Source organism: Pseudomonas sp. FSL W5-0203, from assembly GCF_001896155.1.
Taxonomy (GTDB): domain Bacteria; phylum Pseudomonadota; class Gammaproteobacteria; order Pseudomonadales; family Pseudomonadaceae; genus Aquipseudomonas; species Aquipseudomonas paracarnis.
This window is the reverse complement of sequence record NZ_MPOR01000003.1, coordinates 250333-269918: the sequence shown is the minus strand read 5'-3', so window position 1 is coordinate 269918 and position 19586 is coordinate 250333. Positions and strand designations below refer to the sequence as shown.

Genomic DNA, 19586 nt, shown 5'->3' with positions numbered 1-19586 from the left:
TGGACGATGTCATTCGTCATCGGCGCTCTGGCTGGCACTGTCGGCGAAGTTCAGGCCGTGTTTGCGCAGTTTGTCGTGCAAGGTTTTGCGCGGCACGCCCAGGGCTTCGGCGAGGCTGCGCACGGAGCTGTGGGGGCGGGTCAGTTCGGCGGCGATCAGGCTTTTTTCGAACTGTTCGACTTGCTCGCTCAGGCCTCCGGGCGTGGAGGTCAGCACGCCGGCGGCGGGATGGTCCTGGGCGTTATCCAGGGCCAACTCCAGGCCGAGTGCGAAACGCTCCGCGGCGTTTTGCAGTTCCCGCACATTGCCCGGCCAGCTGTGGCGCAGCAACAGCGCGCGCTGGCCCGGTTGCAGTTCGTGTAAGGGCAGGCCGTGGCGGCTGCTGGCCTCGTCGGCGAAGTGCTGGAACAGCATCAGCGCATCTTCACCCCGTTCCCGTAGCGGGGGAATGCGCAGCGGCGCCACATTGAGGCGGTAATACAAGTCGGCACGGAAACGGCCCTGATCGGCGGCTTGGCGCAGGTCTTCCTTGGTGGCGGCGATAATGCGGATATCCAGCGGGATCAGCTGATTGCCACCCAGGCGCTCCACGACGCGCTCCTGTAAAAGGCGCAGCAACTTGACCTGTACATCCAGGCTCATGCTTTCGATTTCATCGAGGAACAGCGTGCCGCCATTAGCGAACTCGAACTTGCCGATGCGGCGCTTTTGCGCGCCGGTAAACGCGCCCGGTTCATGGCCGAATAGTTCGCTTTCCACGACCGATTCCGCCAGTGCTCCGGCGTTGATCGCCACAAACGGGCCGCTGCGTCGGCTTGAGAGGTCGTGCAGGGCGCGGGCGACGACCTCCTTGCCAGCGCCGGTTTCGCCGAGGATCAGCACATCGGCCTTGGTCGCGGCCAGCGCACCGATTTGCTCGCGCAGGCGCAACATCTGTGGCGAGTGCCCTACCAGGCGCGTGCTCAGTTGCTGGCGATCGCTGAGGGCCAAGCGCAGGCTGCGGTTGTCCAGTACCAGCCGGCGCAGGGCCAGGGCGCGGCGCACGCTGTCGAGCAGCGCGTCGCTGGCGAAGGGTTTTTCCAGGAAGTCATAGGCGCCGGCACGCATGGCTTGCACCGCCAGCGGTACGTCGCCGTGGCCGGTGATCAGCAGCACCGGCAGGTCGGGGTCCTGGCCGTGCAGTTCGGCCAACAATTCCAGGCCGTCCATGCCGGGCATGCGGATGTCGCTGACCACCACGCCCGGCCAGTCTCGGGACAGACGTGCGGTGAGCCCGTTGGCTTCTCCCAGGGGCAGGACGTTCAGGCCGGCCAGGTCTAAGGTCTGGCACAGGGCCTGACGCAGGTGTGGATCGTCGTCGATCAATACCACCTGAATCGAGTTGTCGATACTCATACACTGCGGTCCTCGGACGGTTGCAGACTGACGCCCGGCGAGCCGGCACGTAATTTCAAGGTTAACAGCGCGCCGCCTTCCTTGTGGTTGGCGAACAACAGTTCGCCGCCAAAGGCGCGCATCAGCGTGTCGCAGATCGCCAGGCCCAGGCCCAGGCCCTGAGTGCGCGTCTTGGTGGTGTAGAACGGCTCGCTGGCGCGGCCCAGGGCTTCCATGCAAAAGCCTGGGCCGTTGTCGCGAATATACAAGTTGACGCCATGGGGCGTGGTTTCGGCACTCAGCCAGAGTTTGCGTGGCGGGCCTTTTTCGGTGAGGGCGTCCAAGGCATTGGCCAGCAGGTTACCCAGCACCTGGCGCAGGCGGGTTTCACCAGCCTGCACCCACAGGGTTGCCTCTGGCAGGTCGCGGATCAACTCCACCTCCATCGAACGCCGACGCTTGGCCAGCAATGCCAGGGCGTCGTCCAGCGCCGGTTGCAAAGCCACGCTCTCCGGCGCATGCCGGTCGCGACGGGCGAAGGCGCGTAGGTGGGCGATAATCGAAGCCATGCGCCCGGTCAATTCGCTGATCAGCTTGAGGTTGCCACGGGCATCGTTGGTGCGCTCATGGTCGAGCAGGATTTCGGCGTTTTCGGCATAGCTGCGAATCGCCGCCAGTGGCTGATTCAATTCATGGCTGATACTCGCCGACATGGTGCCCAGCGCCGAGAGCTTACCGGCCTGGACCAGATCGTCCTGGGCGCGCACCAGTTCTTGCTGGGCATGCTCGCGCTCCAGCACTTCCTGTTTAAGGCGCCGGTTAAGGCCCTCCAGGTCGCTGGTACGCTCGGCCACGCGCATTTCCAACTCGCGGCGGGCCTTGGCTTCGAAGGCGATGCGTTCCAGATAGTGCCGGCGGCGCTGCATCAGCAACCCCAGCAACAGCATCAGCACCAACAACGTGGCACCGCCCACGGCGACGACCGTGCGCACCGGACGGTTGATCAGCGAGCGCGGCGCGAGGATTTCCACGTTCCAGCCGGTCTCGGCGATAGCCGTGGACTGGCGCAGCCAAGCGCTGCTGCTGAGGCTCAACGGCTGCGGGTCGCGGGTGGGGTAGGGCTGGATAGCAATGATGGCCTGGCGTTCTTCGGCGGTCAGTGGCCGCGTGGCGCGGAATCGCCATTGCGGGCGCGAAGTGAGGATCACCACGCCGTTGTGGTCGGTGACCAGCAATTGTTCCGGGGTATTGCCCCACAGGCTTTCGGTGTGGTCCAGGTCGACCTTCACCACCAGCACCCCGATGATAGTATCGCCGTCACGTACCGCTGCTGCGAAGAAGTAGCCGCGCTTGGCCGAGGTGGTGCCCAGGCCGAAGAACCGGCCGAGGCGCCCGGCCATGGCTTCGCTGAAATACGGACGGAAGGAAAAGTTGCGCCCGACAAAGCTGTCTTGTTTGTCCCAGTTGGACGCGGCGAGGGTCTTGCCGGTGGTGTCCATCAGATACATCACCTCTACCCCGGCCTGGGCGGCGACATCCTTGAGCAACTGGTTGGCGCTGACCAGGTGGGTGCTGACATGGGGAGCGTCCAATGCAGTACGCAGGGCCGGTAAGTCACCGAGGATCTGCGGCAGTATTTCGTAGCGGTGCAGGGTGCCCAGCAAGTTGGCGACGTAGAGGTCGAGGGTCTGGCGATTTTGCCCGGCCAGTTCGCTGCGGTAATAGCGCTCGGCCAAATGCTCCAGCGGCCACAACAGCGGTGCCAGGCACAGAGCCAGCAGGGCTAGGCTGCGCCAGCGGGGTCTTCGCGCAAGGGGTGGGGTCATGGAAGTCGCGCCTGTGAGTACAGGCGCATTATGCCTAGTGCTGCTGTGCAAGACACTCGTGCAATGCGTCTTGCCATTGTGGCTGGCTGACGTGCCATTGCTGTTGCAGGCGCGTGCAGTCCAGGCGCGAGTTCAGCGGGCGCTTGGCGGGGGTCGGGTAGGCGCTGGAAGGAATCGGTTCCAGCTCGGCGCAGGCCTTGCCTTCGGCGCGCAGTTGCTCGCCAATCGCCGCGGCAAAACCGAACCACGAGGTTTCACCCTGGGCAGTGAGGTGGTAAACACCCCAATCCCCTGCCTTACCGGCCTGCCACTGCTCGATCAGCACGCGGGTGCTGTTGGCGATAGTCCCGGCCCAGGTCGGCGCACCGATCTGGTCGGCAACGATGCGCATCTGCGCTTTTTCCTGCAGCAGGCGTTGCATGGTCAGCAGGAAATTCTTGCCATGGCCCGAATAGACCCAGCTGGTACGCAAGATCAGGTACTGGCCGCCAACAGCCGCAATCGCCTGCTCACCCGCCAGCTTGCTCTGGCCGTAGACACCCAATGGGTTCGGCGTGTCGCTTTCGGTGTACGGGGCAGGTTTGGTGCCGTCGAACACGTAGTCGGTCGAGTAGTGAATCAGCGGGATGCCCAGGGCCTTGGCTTCTTCGGCGAGGATGCGGGGGGCGATGGCATTGATGGCGAACGCAGCGTCCGGCTCGCTCTCGGCCAGATCGACGGCGGTGTGGGCCGCCGCGTTGATGATCAGGCCGGGGCGATGGGCGCGCACTTGTTGGCGGATAAGGTCTGCGTTTGCCAGGTCAAGCTGGTCGCGGCCCAGGACGATGAGTTCGCCCAGGTCCTGGAGCCGCTGTTGCAGCTCCTGGGAGACTTGGCCGTGTTGGCCGGTGATGAGGATTTTCATGGGAACAGGTCAGCTTCCATCAGCAGTTTGCCGACCTGATCCTTGGCGGAGAGTTGCGGCGGTTCGGCCAGCTCCCAGTCGATGGCCAGCGTCGGGTCATTCCAGAGAATGCTGCGCTCGGCGCTTGGCTGGTAGTAGTCGGTGGTTTTGTACAGGAACTCTGCGTACTCACTCAACACCACGAAACCATGGGCGAAGCCTTCCGGCACCCAGAGTTGGCGATGGTTCTGTGCCGACAAACGGACACCCACCCACTGGCCAAAGTTGGGTGAGCTGCGACGGATGTCGACCGCCACATCCAACACTTCACCGTAGGTGACACGCACCAGCTTGCCTTGAGTGTGTTCAAGCTGATAGTGCAAACCTCGCAGCACGCCTTTTTGCGAGCGTGAGTGATTATCCTGCACGAAATTACGCTTGAGCCCGGTGGCCGTTTCAAAGGCGCGCGCATTGAAACTTTCGTAGAAGAAACCGCGTTCGTCGCCGAATACCTTTGGCTCGAGGATCAGTACGCCGGGTAGTGTGGTTTCAACTACATTCACTGGGTCTCTCCGGCAAGCGAGTAGAGGTATTGGCCGTAGCCGGTCTTGCCAAAGTACTTGGCGCGCTCCAGCAGATAATCACGATCGATCCAGCCATTTTCATAGGCGATCTCTTCCAGGCAGGCCACTTTCAAGCCCTGGCGGTGCTCGATGGTCTGAACGTAGGTCGAGGCTTCCAGCAGGCTGTCATGGGTGCCGGTGTCGAGCCAGGCGAACCCACGGCCGAAGCGTTCAACGTGAAGATCGCCACGCTGAAGGTAGGCATTGTTGACGTCGGTGATCTCCAGCTCGCCGCGTGGCGAAGGCTTGACCGCCTTGGCGATCTTGATCACGTCGTTGTCGTAGAAGTACAGGCCGGTCACGGCATACGGTGACTTGGGCTTTGCCGGTTTTTCTTCGATGGAAAGGGCGCGGCCCTCTTTATCGAAATCAATCACACCGAAGCGCTCCGGGTCTTTCACCCAATAGCCGAAAACAGTAGCGCCCGAGGAGCGCTCGGCTGCGGTGCGTAACTGATCGCCAAAATGCTGGCCGTGGAAGATGTTGTCCCCCAGAATCAGGCACACCGCGTCATCACCGATGAACTCTTCGCCAATGATAAATGCTTGAGCCAGCCCGTCCGGGGAAGGCTGTTCGGCATACGTGAAACGCACGCCAAACTGGCTGCCATCTCCCAGCAGGTTTCGGTACTGCGGTAGGTCTACCGGAGTGGAAATCACCAGAATGTCCTTGATGCCTGCGAGCATCAGCACGGATATCGGGTAGTAGATCATCGGCTTGTCATACACCGGCAACAGCTGTTTGGACACTCCCAACGTAATGGGGTGTAGGCGAGTGCCGGAGCCGCCAGCCAACACAATTCCCTTCATCATGCGATTAGATCCTTCAAGTCGGTGTTGCCCAATCGTTCTCCCTGATAACTGCCGTCCTGGACCCTGCTGCACCATTCCAGATTATCGAGGTACCACTGTACGGTTTTGCGCAGGCCGGTCTCGAAGGTTTCTTCCGGGACCCAGCCCAGTTCGCGTTCGATCTTGCTGGCGTCGATGGCGTAGCGTTGGTCGTGGCCTGGGCGATCCTTGACGAAGGTGATCAGGTCAGTGAATTTCTCCACACCGGCTGGGCGTTGCGGCGCCAGTTCTTCCAGCAGGGCGCAGATGCCACATACCACGTCGATGTTCTTCTGTTCGTTATGGCCGCCGATGTTGTAGGTTTCGCCCACAACCCCAGTGGTGACCACTGTGAGCAGCGCACGGGCGTGATCCTCGACGAACAGCCAGTCACGCACCTGCAGACCATCGCCATACACCGGCAGTGGCTTGCCCGCCAGGGCGTTGAGAATCACCAACGGGATCAATTTTTCCGGGAAATGGAACGGCCCGTAATTGTTCGAGCAGTTGGTCAACAGCACCGGCAGGCCATAGGTGCGCTGCCAGGCGCGTACCAGGTGGTCGGACGCTGCCTTGCTCGCGGAATACGGCGAGCTCGGTGCGTAAGGCGTGGTCTCGGTGAAGAGGTCGTCCACGCCGTGCAGGTCGCCATACACCTCATCAGTGGATATGTGGTGAAAACGGAATGCGCTTTTTGCCGGCTCTGCCAGCTTCTGCCAATAGGCGCGCGTGGCTTCCAGCAGGCTGTAGGTGCCCACGATATTGGTCTGGATAAAATCCGACGGGCCGTCAATGGAGCGGTCGACATGGGACTCGGCCGCCAAGTGCATGATCGCATCGGGTTCGAAGCGTGCGAGCACGGCGCTGACGGTGGCCTGGTCGATGATATCGGCCTGGACAAACTCATAGCGGCTGTTGGACGCGATGCTGGTCAGCGACTCGAGGTTGCCGGCGTAAGTCAGCTTGTCCAGGTTGAGCACCTCGTGCTCGGTGTGCTGGATCAGGTGGCGGATCAGGGCTGAGCCGATAAAGCCAGCGCCGCCAGTAACGAGAATGCGCATATCGGAGGGCCCTTTCCTTAGATAGACATTATGCGGATGAAGCATAGCTTGAGTGGTGCGAGCCGGGTGGTGCAAGCGCTGTATTACTAGGGGGTTGCCTTGTGCCCCTGAACAATGGCGATATAGACGCCTGAAAAAACAAAGGTCGTCACAATGTCGTTAGCCACGTTGACCCACCGTGCCAGCTTGCCTTGCCCACAAGTAACCCCCGAGCAAGCAGCACACCTGCTCGAGCGACATTATGGAATGACGGGCAAATTACGCTCATTGGGCAGTCAACAAGACCTCAACTATAGAGTTGACAGCACTCGGGGCCGCTTTGTTCTGAAGATCTGCCGAGGTGACTACGCCGCGGTTGAACTCCAGGCCCAGCATGCGGCCCTCAACAGCCTGAGCACGCATCCCGGCCTGCGCGTGCCCAAGGTCATCCCGACCGTGGAGGGCGAGGATCTACTGACGGTCAACGTCGATGGCCAAACCCTGCACCTGCGGCTATTGGACTACATCGACGGCCAGCCCCTGACGCATTTACCCCACCTGAGCCGCACCGTGATCGAAGGCTTTGGTGAGCTGTGCGGGCAGATGAGCCTCGCGCTGGCAGATTTCGAGCACCCTGGCCTTGCGCGCACCCTGCAATGGGACCCGCGCCACGCGCAGGCATTGATCGCCCACCTGCTGGCAACCTTGCCCGACCTGCCGCAGCGTGCTGCTTTGGAGCAGGTGGCCAGGCAGGTCGAGGCGCATGTCCAGCCGTTGGCGGCACACCTGCCGTGGCAAGCGGTGCACATGGATATCACCGATGACAATGTGGTGTGGCAGCGTGATGCCCAGCGGCACTGGCGTATACAAGGCGTGATCGATTTTGGCGATCTGGTGCGTACCTGGCGAGTTGCCGACCTGTCGGTGACCTGCGCGGCGCTGTTGCACCATGCCGACGGTGATCCGTTTGCCCTCTTGCCGGCGATCCAGGCCTGCCACGCTGTCACGCCGTTGCAGCGCGAAGAGTTGGAGGTGTTGTGGCCGTTGATCGTCGCCCGCGCGGCAGTGTTGGTGCTCAGCAGTGAGCAGCAGCAATGCCTGGACCCGGATAACGTTTATCTAAAGAAAAACGCCGAACACGAGTGGGAAATCTTCCATATCGCCACGTCGGTGCCCTTTGAACTCATGCAAGCGGCGATTCTGCGCAGCGTCGGTGAAACATTACCGCCCGTCGCCAACCAAGACTTCGCGCCTTTATTGCCAGGCTTGGTGGGGCGCGAGTTCGCGCTGATCGACCTGTGCGTACTCAGCCCGCATTTCGAGGCTGGCAATTGGGAAACTCCCGGCATCGATCGGCGCTTGCTGGATCAAGCGGCGACGGTGCATGGGCTGGCGGCCAGTCGTTATGGGCAATACCGCTTGTCGCGCACCCGCCCCGACAGTGCGCTAGAGCCCGAGACATTACCCCTGCATGTCGAACTGCACCTGCCTCACGGCACGGTTCTGGAAGCACCCTTTGCGGGAACGCTGCGCGAAGGTGCCGACGGCTTGCTGTGCTTGCACGACAGTGAGCTGAGCCTGCGCCTGTGGGGCGTGCGCACGTCACTCAAGCCCGGCGCAACGCTGGTCAAAGGGCAGGTGCTGGGCGAGGTGCAGGCGCCGTTGACTGTGCAGTTATGCCGCGCCGACCTTGAGCCGCCGCTGTTCTGCACACCTTCCCGGGCGTTGGCGTGGCAGGCGTTGTGCCCGTCACCCTCGGCGCTGTTGGGCCTGGCCTGTGATGCTGAGCCCGAACTGGACCCGCAGGCCCTGCTGGCCCGGCGGGATGCCAGCTTTGCCCGCTCCCAGAAGCACTACTACGCCGACCCACCGCGTATCGAGCGCGGCTGGCGTAACCACCTGATCGATATGCAGGGCCGGTCCTACCTCGACATGCTTAACAACGTGGCCGTGCTGGGCCATGGCCACCCGCGCATGGCTGAGGTGGCGGCTCGGCAATGGTCGTTGCTCAACACCAACTCGCGCTTTCACTATGCGGCAATTGCCGAGTTCTCCGAGCGCCTGCTGGCGTTGGCGCCACAGGGCATGGACCGGGTGTTCCTGGTCAACAGCGGCACGGAGGCCAATGACCTGGCGATTCGTTTGGCCTGGGCCTACAGCGGCGGGCGCGACATGCTCAGCGTGCTGGAGGCCTACCACGGCTGGTCGGTGGCGGCGGATGCCGTGTCCACCTCGATTGCCGATAACCCCCAGGCCTTGAGCAGCCGCCCGGATTGGGTACACCCGGTGACCGCGCCCAATACTTACCGCGGTGAATTCCGCGGGCCGGACAGCGCGCCGGACTATGTACGAAGTGTTGAGCATAACCTGGCGAAAATCGCCGCGAGCCAGCGTCAATTGGCCGGGTTTATCTGTGAACCGGTGTACGGCAACGCCGGTGGCATCTCCCTGCCAGCGGGTTACCTGCAACAGGTGTATGGCTTGGTGCGTGCCCAGGGGGGCGTGTGCATCGCCGATGAAGTGCAGGTGGGTTACGGCCGCATGGGGCATTTCTTCTGGGGGTTTGAACAGCAGGGTGTGGTGCCTGACATCATTACCATGGCCAAGGGCATGGGCAACGGCCAGCCGTTGGGCGCAGTGATTACCCGCCGAGAGATTGCCGAGGCGCTGGAGGCCGAGGGTTACTTCTTCTCGTCATCGGGAGGCAGCCCGGTCAGTTGCCGGATCGGCATGGCAGTGCTGGACGTGATGGAAGAGGAAAAGCTGTGGGAAAACGCCCAAGTGGTAGGCGGGCATTTCAAGGCACGACTGGAGGAATTGATTGATCGCCATCCACTCGTCGGTGCCGTGCACGGTTCGGGCTTCTATCTGGGCCTTGAACTGGTGCGTGATCGCCACACCCTGGAACCTGCGACGGCAGAAACCGCCTTGTTGTGTGATCGCCTGCGGGAGCTGGGGATTTTCATGCAACCTACCGGTGATTATCTGAATATCCTCAAAATCAAGCCGCCGATGGTGACGTCCAGGCGCAGCGTGGACTTCTTTGTGGACATGCTGTCGAAAGTGCTGGATGAACAACTGTGATTCATCGATTGTTATCGGCTATTTTTTGCAGACCCGAGCACCTATCATGTTTTTAGTCTGTTAAAGCCGATTTTTATCCATTATAAGTTGCCCTTCACCCCATTCGGAGCCCTGATCGACATGACCACCTTGCACAGCACACCTCGCGCCGATGGCTTTCATATGCCTGCCGAATGGGCGCCCCAGACCCAGACCTGGATGATCTGGCCCGAGCGCCCAGACAACTGGCGCCTGGGCGGTAAGCCTGCGCAGGCGGCCCATGTGGCGGTGGCCAAGGCTATCGCACGTTTTGAGCCGGTGACCGTCGCGGTCTCCGCCAGCCAGTACGAAAACGCCCGTGCCCGCCTGGACGTACCCAATATCCGCCTGGTGGAAATGTCCAATGACGACGCGTGGGTTCGCGACACCGGCCCGACTTTCGTGATCAACGGCAGTGGTGAAGTACGGGGTGTGAACTGGGACTTCAACGCCTGGGGTGGTTTTGACGGCGGCCTGTATTCCCCGTGGAACCGCGATTCCCAAGTGGGAGGCAAGATCCTCGAGATGGAGCGCGCACCGCGTTACCGCACTGAAGGCTTTGTGCTTGAAGGCGGTTCGATTCATGTCGACGGCGAAGGCACCCTGATCACCACCGAAGAATGCCTGTTGAACCGCAACCGCAACCCACACCTTGATCGTGCGGCTATTGAGGCGGTGCTCAGCGATAACCTGGCTGTGGATAAGATCATCTGGTTGCCGGATGGCCTGTTCAACGACGAAACCGACGGCCATGTGGATAACTTCTGCTGCTACGTGCGCCCGGGCGAAGTGTTGCTGGCCTGGACCGATGACCCGCAAGACCCGAACTACCCACGCTGCCACGCAGCCATGGACGTGCTGCAAAGCAGCACCGATGCCCAGGGCCGCTCGTTCATCGTGCATAAAATGCCGATCCCGGGTCCGCTGTATGCCACTGAGGAGGAATGCGCCGGGGTAGACCTGGTTGAGGGCAGCCAGGAGCGTAATCCGACCGTGCGGTTGGCCGGTTCCTATGTCAACTTCCTGATCGTCAACGGCGGCATCATCGCGCCGAGCTTCGATGACCCGTTGGACGACCAGGCCAAGCAGATCCTGCAGAACCTTTTCCCACAGCATGAAGTGGTGATGGTGCCGGGCCGCGAACTGTTACTGGGTGGGGGCAATATCCATTGCCTGACCCAGCAGCAGCCAGCCCCGCAGCGAAAGTGAGTGCAGTTGTAACAGCGCCTTGATGGCGCACGAGCACCGCGCGTTTGCAGTGTTCCCCGCAAGCCCGCGACCCAGCCCGGTCGCGGGCTTTTTCATGCCTGCATGCCGGTGAACAGGGCACATTGGCATAGCTCTTGTATCGCTGTGGTTACAGTGGCCCAAGGGGGATGACCGCGTAGTTCTGTCACAAACCTTGAGTAAGTTAGCCGCTCACGCAGCAGGAGAGAGCGCTGAAATGAATGCCGATGTCCACCTGATGAACACGCGTACGTTCCACCCTTTGCGGGTCGACGGTGACGCCATCCATGCGTTGGCCCTTTGGTTGAAGGCGAACGGCTCGCGACAGGCCAGACAAGCGTCTGACTTGCGCAGTGTGATGAGTGAGCGCTACCCGTTGGGGTTGTTCACGGAGGATGAAGTGCAGGCGTTGTGCGAGGTAATGAGCAACTAAAGAACACCTGAAACCAACTGTGGGAGCTGGCTTGCCTGCGATGGCGGTGGCTCAGTTGAAGATTGGGTGACTGGCACACCGCTTTCGCGGGCAAGCCCGCTCCCACAGGGATCTGCGCCAGGCGCTGATGTTGTGGGCACTACCTAACCAGTGTGGGAGCTGGCTTGCCTGCGAGGGCGGTGGTTCAGTTGAAGATGTGGTGACTGGCACGCCGCTTTCGCGGGCAAGCCCGCTCCCACAGGGATCTGCGCCAGGCGCTGATGTTGTGGGCAATGCCTAACCAGTGTGGGGGCTGGCTTTGTTTCACATGAGGCGTGTCAGAAGCTGTAGGTACCGGTGACCACCAGGCTTCGCGGCTCCCCCGGTTGAATCTGCGCCGCACTGGTCGCCGAGGCGTAGTAGTTTTTGTCGGCAATATTGTTCAGCGCCGCCCTCACGTCCCACTCTTTCTGACGGAACCCGGCCAGCGCGTCCCAGCGGCCATAACCCGGCAACACCACGGTGTTGAGGTTGTCGGCATATCGATCACCCACCAGGGTCAAACCGGTTTCCGCGTACCAGCCCATCTGCGGTTTCCAGGTGATGAACAGGCTGGCGTTGCGCTTGGCCACGTCGCTGATTCGTTTGCCTTCAAAGCCATTGTTGTCCTTCTCGACCTTGGCGTCCTGCAGGCCCACGCCGCCGCGCACATACCAGTTGTCGACGATCTTGCCGGTGGCGGTCAGCTCCACGCCGCGTGAGCGTTGCTCGCCAGTGAGCAGCGTAATGGTGCGGTCCAGCGGGTCGCTGGTGCGGCGGTTGTAGAGTTCCAGTTCGTACACGGCCAGGGTGGTGCTCAGGCGTTCGTCGAACCAGTCGCTCTTCACGCCGATTTCCTTTTGCTTGGTCAGCTCCGGGCTCAGGTCGTTGGCGTTGCCGGTGGCGTTCGGCGTGATGCCGATCAGGCCGCCGCCGGCTGGTGTGAAGGTCTTGCTCCACGAAGCATAGAACGAGTGGTGTTCCAGGGGCGTCCACACCAGGCCGACCCGCGGGCTGGTGCTGTGGCTTTTCACGTTCTGTTGGATGTCGAGCAGCTTGTTGGTGGTGTCCACTTCGAAACGGTCGTAACGCAGCCCGCCCAGCAGTTGCCACTGGTCGTTCAGGCGCAGTTGGTCCTGCACATACAGGGCGCGGCTTTCGACTTCGGTGTGGTTGTTACTCGACAGTCGCATGCTCCCGGTGTGGCTCAGGCGGCGATTGGGTTGGTTGAGGTCCAGGCTCGGCACTGTTCTGCCATCCCGAGCGGAGTACAGCTTCGGATCGCGGCGCTGGCTGCCCAGCTCAATACCGGTGAGCAGGCGGTGTTCCAGGCCAAAGGTGTCGAAACCGCCTTCCAGTTCCAGGTTGTTGAACACGTTGCGGGTGGTCAGGTCCTGCTGCCAGTGTTGGCGGGTGACGCTGTTGGTTTTCGGGTCATAGCCGGTCTGGTAGGTATTGTCGAAATCACTGTCGAGCTTGAACACGCCGAGGGTGTGGCGCAGTTGCCAGTCGGCGTTGAGCTCGTAGGCGAGTTTGGAACGCAGGGACTGGGATTTATCGTCGATGTAATCGCCGTGATCAAAGTAAGTGGTGCTGCGGCTCACATCCGCCGGGCGCCCGTTGACCCCGGGAATGCCACGGTCTGGCGTGCGGTTGTAACGGCTGTATTCGTATTGCACCAGCCAGTTCAGCTCTGGAGTGAGCTGCCAGCTCATTGACGGCGCGAACAACTGGCGGTTGCCGCTGACGCCATCGCGAAAGCTGTTGTTGTCCTGGTTACCCATGTTCAGGCGCAGGCTGATGTTATCGGTGGGGTCGGTACTCAGGTCGGCATACAGGCTGCGCAAATCGTTGCTGCCGCCTTGGGCTTCGATACTGGACTTTTGCCCTGGGGTGGGCATTTTGCTCACCCGGTTGACGATGCCGCCCTGGCCGCCTCGCCCGTAAAGCACCGCAGCCGGCCCCTTGAGTACTTCGATACGCTCGATGTTATGCAGGTCGCGCACGTACTGGCTGTCGTCGCGAATGCCATCCAGATAGAAGTCATTGCTGGCGTCGAAACCACGTATGCGCAGGCTGTCGAAGCGTGTATCGGCGCCGCTGCTGACGTTGGGGATACCGCTCAACGCCTGGCCCAGCTCGTTGGTGCCATAGGAGCGCAGGCTTTCGGTTTTGACTGAGTCGATCGCCTGTGGCACATAGCGAACAGCCGTCGCGGTACGTGTCGCGGTGCTGGTCTCCTTGACCCGTGGGTCGTCTTCGTCCGCTTCCACACTGATCGAGGTTTCAGGCAAGACCGTGGCCGCACCGGCAAAGCCGGCAGACAGCAGAACAGAGAGCCCAAGGGAGAGGGGCGTCAGGCGAGGGGCAGGCATGGGAGCGTATCCAAATGACGTGGCAGGAAAATGTGCGCGAATGGTAATGCTTTGCATTTGCGCGTGTTATCTATTCCCTAACGTCCGCTCTGTCGGATTTGTTACTTAATGTGTTTCGAGGGGGATTCAAGGCGCTTTTCAGGCTTTCATCCCTGCGCCTCCGCTCGCCGCTTAGACGAATATCGCCTAAATACAGACGATTCACGAAATTGACACATAGTTCAACGCCCGCATAGGATTGCGCCCAACGCCTGTGGCTAACCACCATGACTAATCCCAATAAAAAAGGCCTGCGGCAGTTCAGTCGTCCGCGGGCCTTCTTTTTGCCGGCAAAGTCGACACCAGAAAAAGCAACAGGAGCCTGGTGTCACAGCGCGTACTCAACCCGTAATAAGGAATATAAGAAAATGTTGAAGCAACGGATGAGTCTGATCGCTCTGGGGATTTTGAGCGCATCGACAGCAATGGCAAACGACCAGGAGCAATCCAAGGGTTTCGTTGAAGACAGCCACCTGAACATCGCAGCACGTAACGCCTACATCAGCCGTGACTACAAAAACGGCAAGCAGGACAAAGCTGAATGGGGCCAAGGCTTCATCGGCAAGTTCGAGTCCGGCTTCACCCAAGGCACCGTGGGTGTGGGTGTGGATGTGATTGGCCAATACGCTATCCGCCTGGACGGTGGTAAAGGTCGCGCTGGCGCCGGCGGTATCGACTTCTTCAAGCAGGGCAACGGCACTCTTGATGACAACGGCAAGCCAAACCCAGGCTCGGCACCGCACGACCTGGCCAAAGGCGGCGCTGCCGTTAAGTTCCGCGTTTCCAACACTGTACTCAAGTACGGTGATCAGTTCCCGGCTGTGCCTGTGCTGCAGTACGACAACTCTCGCCTGTTGTCGGAAACCTACACCGGTACTTCGATCGTCTCTAAAGAAATCGCCGGTCTGCAATTGGACGCGGGTCATTTCACTAAAGAAGCGCGCAAGAGCATGGAAGGCACCGACAGCGGCCGCCTGAAAAGCATCGACTATATCGGTGGTAGCTACAAATTCACCGAGAGCCTGTCGGCTGCCCTTTACGCCTCCGACATGCAGGACGTGTTGAAGAAGCAATACGTCAACGTCAACTACGTGCTGGCCTTGCCGCAGCAGCAGTCGCTGACGTTTGACTTCAATGGCTACAAGACCAAGCTGGATCGCAGCTTCGCCTTGGAAAACCAAAAAGACGCTGACGCGCGCGACAACAAAATCTGGAGCCTGGGCGCCACGTGGGCCGTTGGCCCGCACAGCTTCACCATCGCTCACCAGCGCAGCACCGGTGACACTGGCTACCTGTACGGCGGCTACCGCAACGCCGGCGGTATCGGCGACGGCGGCAATACCATCTTGCTGGCCAACTCCTACTGGTCCGACTTCAACGGCAAGGACGAGCGCTCCTGGCAAGCAGGTTACGGCATCGACTTCGCCACCTTCGGCGTACCGGGCCTGACCTACAACATTGCCTACGTGCGCGGTACCAACATCGACGACGGTACCAACCGTGGCGATGGTACCGAGCGTGAAATCTGGAACCAGTTCAAGTACGTGGTACAGAGCGGCCCAGCCAAAGACCTGAGCCTGCGTGCTCGTGCCTCGTGGTTGCGCGTTTCCAACAACGCCAGCGAGTACAACGTAGGCGGTAACGAAATCCGTCTGTTCGCCGACTACCCGATCAACGTTTTCTAATTGATCGAATGTCGTGCCTGATGCCAGGCCATAAAAAACCCCGACTGGTTCGGGGTTTTTTTTATGCCTGGAGGCCGCTACCTAGGCCTTGGCTGGCGCGAGTTTCTTGCAGTTTTCCTTGCGTGTCGGGTACTTCTCGCACTTGCGCAACACCGTTTGCACCTGCTGCGCATTCTGCAGTTGCTGGTTGGCCAGCAGCTTTTCGGTAATAAACAGTTCCTCCGAGCCCAGGTTGCGTTCTGCCTTATCGATCATCGCCAGTGCCGATTGCCCGTCACCGCGTTTGAGGTGGTAGCTGATCATCAAGTCATAGGTGGAAGGCCCGGCCAGGGACCAGTCCTTGATCGCCTGCAACTCTTTCACCGCTTCGCTGTTTTTGCCTTGGGCCAAGCGCACAGTATAGGCAGTGCGCCGAATGCTCGGCTGGTCTTTTACCGGCGAAGCCAGGGCCTTGCGGATGAAAGCGTCAGCGTCTGGCACCTTGTTTTTCTCCAGGGCATCAATCGCGAAGTACGCGTCTTTATAGCCCTGCAAAGCCTTCGCGACCTGGGGCGTGCTCTTCATTTTCGCCCAGCTTTGCGGGTTGACCCGGGCGCGGCGTTCCTGGCGATATTCGCGTTGCAAGTACTGGCGCAGCTCGGTGTCGCGGTCCATGGCCGACATATGTGAGCGGTTGAAATATTGGCTGGTCGCGGTGAGGCCGGTGGTCAAGCCATCCTTGACCAGCACGTCCAGCTCTTTGGTGAACTGGTTGAGATTGAACTGCTGCAGCGAATCCTGCATGGCATTCTTGCGCGCGGTGAGGAACCCCGTGAGCAAGGGTTTCTGCTTGCCTTGGAAGTCGTTGAGGCGTTCCAGGCTATGGGTGGCGGCTCGCGGCGCGTAACCGGCGCGGATCATCAAGTCGGTGCCCAGCAAGTCGGCCTGGTCTTCCTGGCTGCGGCCCCAGGCGGTGCTCCATACCTGATCGGAAAAGGTATTGGCCAGGGCGGTGTACAGCACGGTATTACCGATGGTCTTCTGGGTGCCGGCCGGGTCTTTACTGAACAGTTTCATCGTACCGGAGCTGCGGTCCACGCCCGTATCGGCAGCCATGGTGGCCAAGGCGACCGTGGAGGCCACGGTGGTGAACATGTCTTTCTGCTGCTGGAAAGCGGCCATGCGGTCATGGTGATGCAGCAATACGTGGCTCATTTCATGGCCCAGCATCGCGGCGATTTCATCTTCACTGGCGACGTTGTCCAGCATGCCCAGCGGCACGAACAGATTGCCGTAGGGGTCTGCCGACGGCCCGAAGCCATAGCTGTCGGTGATCTTCACCTGCAGCGGCGGCAACTCCCCCGGCCAGCCCTTGGACAAGCGCGTGACGATGCCCTGCAAGTAGCCTTGCAGCATCGGGATATCCACCAGGTTCTGCTGGCGCGCTTCAGCGGCCGGTACCGCACGCCCGTCGTAGCTCAAACGCTGCTGGCTCTGGCGCTGTGGGTCGAGCTTGTAATACTGGCGTACGTCGCTGTTGTCCACGTAGTGGCCCTGAACCCGGGACTGGGTCGAGGGCCCCACCAGGTTCAGAAATGCCTGGTCTGCGCCTTTCAAGGTGGCGCAACCACTGAGCACCGAACTGGCCAACAGGCTGGCTGCTACTAGATATCCCTTCACCGCAACGCTCCTTTTATTGATTGCAGCCGGCACCAAAACCGATGGTGGAGTTGTTGCGGCTGTCCTTGGCCTGGCTTTTGGTCAGGCCCTGGCAGGGCAGGTCCACGACGTTCAGCGGGGGCTCGATGCGCAAATCCATGGTGTCCAGCCACACCTTCTGGCCTGCCAGTTCTACCTGCACCAGGTCCAGTGCCTGGTTGTACTGCAACACCGGCAGGGGCTGGGTGGGCGCGTCCTTTTTCGCCAGCTCACGTTGTTGCTTGCCCTGCTCGTCCAGCACTGTCACCGGGTCGGCGAGGAACGCCTTGATACTGTGGGTTTCTGCCCAGGCGCCCTGGGTGAAGAGGGCGGCGAGCAAGACGATGAGGCTTCTGTTCATCCTTGGTTTCCTTGAGTCAGATAGCAGAGCGGCGCACTCAGCGATCGCGGTCGAAGAAGGCTTCGATCCGCTCGCTGAACAGCACCAACGACAGCAACACAATGCCCAGCACGTTGACCGGGGTGATGTCATTGAGGCTCAGCAACACACTGACCCCCGCTAACATCGACATCACCAACAGCCACGACGGACATGGCGAGGTAAAAAACCAGATTTCTTGGCGACGCCACCGGCTCCAGGGGCGATGGCCCGCCAGGCGACGTGCGTGCAGCGCCTTGAGCACGGCGATCAACGCCAGCAGCCCGAGCTCCAGCAGGTCCAGCCAATTGAACGGCAGGTGGGGGAAATTGGCCGGTTCATGGTCGTAGTCCATGCCCGTATTGATCAGGTTGTCCAGCGCCATGGCGTGCAGGTAAACGCCGGGGAGCTGGCCGTGCACCGGCGACTCCACCAAGTCCCCTGTCGAGGCGATATTGGCGCCCACCAACACCAGGCGGTCGCGCAGCAATTCGGCGACCAGTGCCTGGTCGTCGGGGTCGCTGACCTCCAGGTCACTGGCCGACAACGTCAGCGTATAAGGGCAGCGCGCCTGGGCCGAGTCATCGAGTTTCCAGAACACCGCCTGGAAGAACTGCGCCACCCCATCCAGCAAAAAATGCCGTGCCGGCGCGCAGTGGCGGATATCGGCAATACGCGCCTGCTCGGGTGCCAGCTTCAGCCCCCATTGCACCGCGATGGGCTGGCGCTGAGCAGCGGTTTGCGCATCCACCGGCGGCGGCTTGCAGTGCTGCGTGGCGCAGAACACCCGGTACAGCGACATGGCAGGGGTTTCCAACAACCCTGCCTGTGTCTTCATCGCCAGTGGATATTTGTCATCCACGCCTTCCCACACCACCAGGGCCGGCTGGCTCACCTGCATAAACGGCGCCAGCGTATTCGCCTGGCCCGCCTCTGCGCGCATCAACCCCGTATTGGCCAGCCACAGCGGGATGCCTTGGCGCTGATAACGCTCAAACACATTCGCCAGCAACTGACTGCCCCGCGCAGGGTCACCGAACGAGTGGTCGTGGCTATAAAGCAAATCCACAAACACCGCCTGGGGCTTGTACGCCAGCAACCGCTTGAACAACTTACTCTGCTCGCCATACGGCATGGGCCATGAACTGTTATTGCGCATCAGGTAGGCATCATCGATCAACACCACCGCCACCCGCTGCTGCCCAAGGCTCGGGTAGTGACTGGCGAACATGCGATTGAGCCACTGCGCCGACGCCTTGTCGCTGGAACTGGCCAGGCCGAAAGGATCAAGAATCGCCAGCAACACGATGATGACCGCCAGCCAATAGCGGCGGTATTTGAATAGCGGGGGTTTGGACAACATCCATGTCTCGATAAAAACGCAAGCAAGGCGGGGTTTTTAACGGAGTGGGGAGGGGGTGTCAATTGGAAAAGTGGCTAAGTGCCATATCGCGATGGGCGCATGGATCGTCATTCGTAAAAAAGCCCGGGCGTGTCCAGGCCGGGGTTTTATTCCGTGGGCTTCGGGCGGCCAGCCTAGGCACCACATCACTTCGCTATTGCTCAACGTTCCTGGGCTATTCAATCATCACCTCCCTCATCTCCTGGAAATAGGAGTGCGAAAAGGCAGTCTTTGTATTTGCCACCCTGGTAGTCGGTTGATTTGTCGATCTCACCGCGATGAGGCTTGCGCTGCAGGATGGCAAGGTGTGGACAGGATGTGGACATGCGGAAACAACAAAGCCTCCACATTTCTGTGGAGGCTTTGTTTTGTATGGTGCCGGCACCAGGAGTCGAACCCGGGACCTACTGATTACAAGTCAGTTGCTCTACCAACTGAGCTATACCGGCGTGTTAGGGCGACGATTATAGCGATTGGAAAGGTTCTGTAAACCCCTGAATTCTGACTATTTTTGCAAAGTCGGAGGTTTCTCGCGATTAGGGCGTTTTCCCCGTGTCTTCACAGGTTGAAGAGCGCGTGCAAAGTACGGGTCCAACTCCATGCAGTAGACGAGATCGATAGGGTTCAAGCATCCCTTGGACAGACCCCCTCGTAACCTGATGCACAACGGGCT

The 19586-nt window shown here is 60.6% G+C and carries 14 protein-coding genes and 1 tRNA gene; 4 read left to right on the top strand and 11 right to left on the bottom strand.

What is annotated here, in order from left to right:
- Positions 1 to 9: 9 nt before the first annotated feature.
- From BOP96_RS04990 to rfbB, 6 genes are read right to left on the bottom strand one after another with little or no spacing between them, the layout of a single operon-like run.
- Positions 10 to 1395 (bottom strand): sigma-54-dependent transcriptional regulator, encoded by a 1386-nt coding sequence (locus BOP96_RS04990; protein ID WP_020302411.1) that lies wholly within the window; start codon positions 1393 to 1395, stop codon positions 10 to 12.
- Positions 1392 to 3200, bottom strand: coding sequence for a sensor histidine kinase (locus BOP96_RS04985; protein ID WP_032901796.1), 1809 nt, complete (start codon positions 3198 to 3200; stop codon positions 1392 to 1394). Before BOP96_RS04985 ends, BOP96_RS04990 begins: the two co-directional genes overlap by 4 nt.
- Before the next feature lie 34 nt (positions 3201 to 3234).
- A complete protein-coding gene (gene rfbD, locus BOP96_RS04980) occupies positions 3235 to 4104 on the bottom strand; it encodes a dTDP-4-dehydrorhamnose reductase (protein ID WP_073451980.1) in 870 nt (289 codons plus the stop codon).
- On the bottom strand, positions 4101 to 4646 hold the full coding sequence (rfbC, locus tag BOP96_RS04975) for a dTDP-4-dehydrorhamnose 3,5-epimerase (protein WP_054922633.1): 546 nt from the start codon (positions 4644 to 4646) through the stop codon (positions 4101 to 4103). Before rfbC ends, rfbD begins: the two co-directional genes overlap by 4 nt.
- Positions 4643 to 5518 carry a glucose-1-phosphate thymidylyltransferase RfbA gene (gene rfbA, locus BOP96_RS04970; RefSeq protein ID WP_003187717.1) on the bottom strand — a complete coding sequence of 292 codons (876 nt, stop codon included), beginning with the start codon at positions 5516 to 5518 and terminating at the stop codon, positions 4643 to 4645. The genes rfbC and rfbA overlap by 4 nt, the downstream gene beginning before the upstream one ends.
- Positions 5515 to 6597, bottom strand: coding sequence for a dTDP-glucose 4,6-dehydratase (gene rfbB, locus BOP96_RS04965; RefSeq protein WP_003187719.1), 1083 nt, complete (start codon positions 6595 to 6597; stop codon positions 5515 to 5517). Before rfbB ends, rfbA begins: the two co-directional genes overlap by 4 nt.
- Positions 6598 to 6750: 153 nt before the next feature.
- Here rfbB and BOP96_RS04960 point away from each other — a divergent pair, with 153 nt between their 5' ends.
- The 3 genes from BOP96_RS04960 to BOP96_RS04950 all read left to right on the top strand — a co-directional run bounded on the left by BOP96_RS04960 (position 6751) and on the right by BOP96_RS04950 (position 11338).
- A complete protein-coding gene (locus tag BOP96_RS04960; RefSeq protein WP_073451978.1) occupies positions 6751 to 9660 on the top strand; it encodes an aminotransferase in 2910 nt (969 codons plus the stop codon).
- A gap of 120 nt (positions 9661 to 9780) precedes the next feature.
- Entirely contained in the window at positions 9781 to 10887 is a 1107-nt protein-coding gene (gene aguA, locus BOP96_RS04955; protein ID WP_019817883.1) for an agmatine deiminase, read from the top strand.
- Between the two features lie 235 nt (positions 10888 to 11122).
- On the top strand, positions 11123 to 11338 hold the full coding sequence (locus tag BOP96_RS04950) for a hypothetical protein (protein ID WP_014716496.1): 216 nt from the start codon (positions 11123 to 11125) through the stop codon (positions 11336 to 11338).
- Positions 11339 to 11655: 317 nt separating this feature from the next.
- Here BOP96_RS04950 and BOP96_RS04945 read toward each other — a convergent pair whose 3' ends face one another.
- Positions 11656 to 13731: a TonB-dependent receptor gene (locus BOP96_RS04945; protein ID WP_038448508.1), complete on the bottom strand. Its 2076-nt coding sequence runs from the start codon at positions 13729 to 13731 to the stop codon at positions 11656 to 11658.
- 407 nt (positions 13732 to 14138) lie between these two features.
- Here BOP96_RS04945 and BOP96_RS04940 point away from each other — a divergent pair, with 407 nt between their 5' ends.
- Entirely contained in the window at positions 14139 to 15455 is a 1317-nt protein-coding gene (locus BOP96_RS04940; RefSeq protein WP_014716498.1) for an OprD family porin, read from the top strand.
- Between the two features lie 81 nt (positions 15456 to 15536).
- Here BOP96_RS04940 and BOP96_RS04935 read toward each other — a convergent pair whose 3' ends face one another.
- The 4 genes from BOP96_RS04935 to BOP96_RS04920 form a co-directional block, all read right to left on the bottom strand.
- Positions 15537 to 17114, bottom strand: coding sequence for a M48 family metallopeptidase (locus BOP96_RS04935; protein WP_019817885.1), 1578 nt, complete (start codon positions 17112 to 17114; stop codon positions 15537 to 15539).
- A 13-nt stretch (positions 17115 to 17127) separates the two neighbouring features.
- Entirely contained in the window at positions 17128 to 17493 is a 366-nt protein-coding gene (locus BOP96_RS04930) for a hypothetical protein (RefSeq protein WP_014716500.1), read from the bottom strand.
- Between the two features lie 37 nt (positions 17494 to 17530).
- Entirely contained in the window at positions 17531 to 18874 is a 1344-nt protein-coding gene (locus BOP96_RS04925; RefSeq protein WP_019817886.1) for a CHASE2 domain-containing protein, read from the bottom strand.
- Between the two features lie 412 nt (positions 18875 to 19286).
- Positions 19287 to 19362: transfer RNA gene (locus BOP96_RS04920), tRNA-Thr, on the bottom strand.
- Positions 19363 to 19586 lie beyond the last annotated feature (224 nt).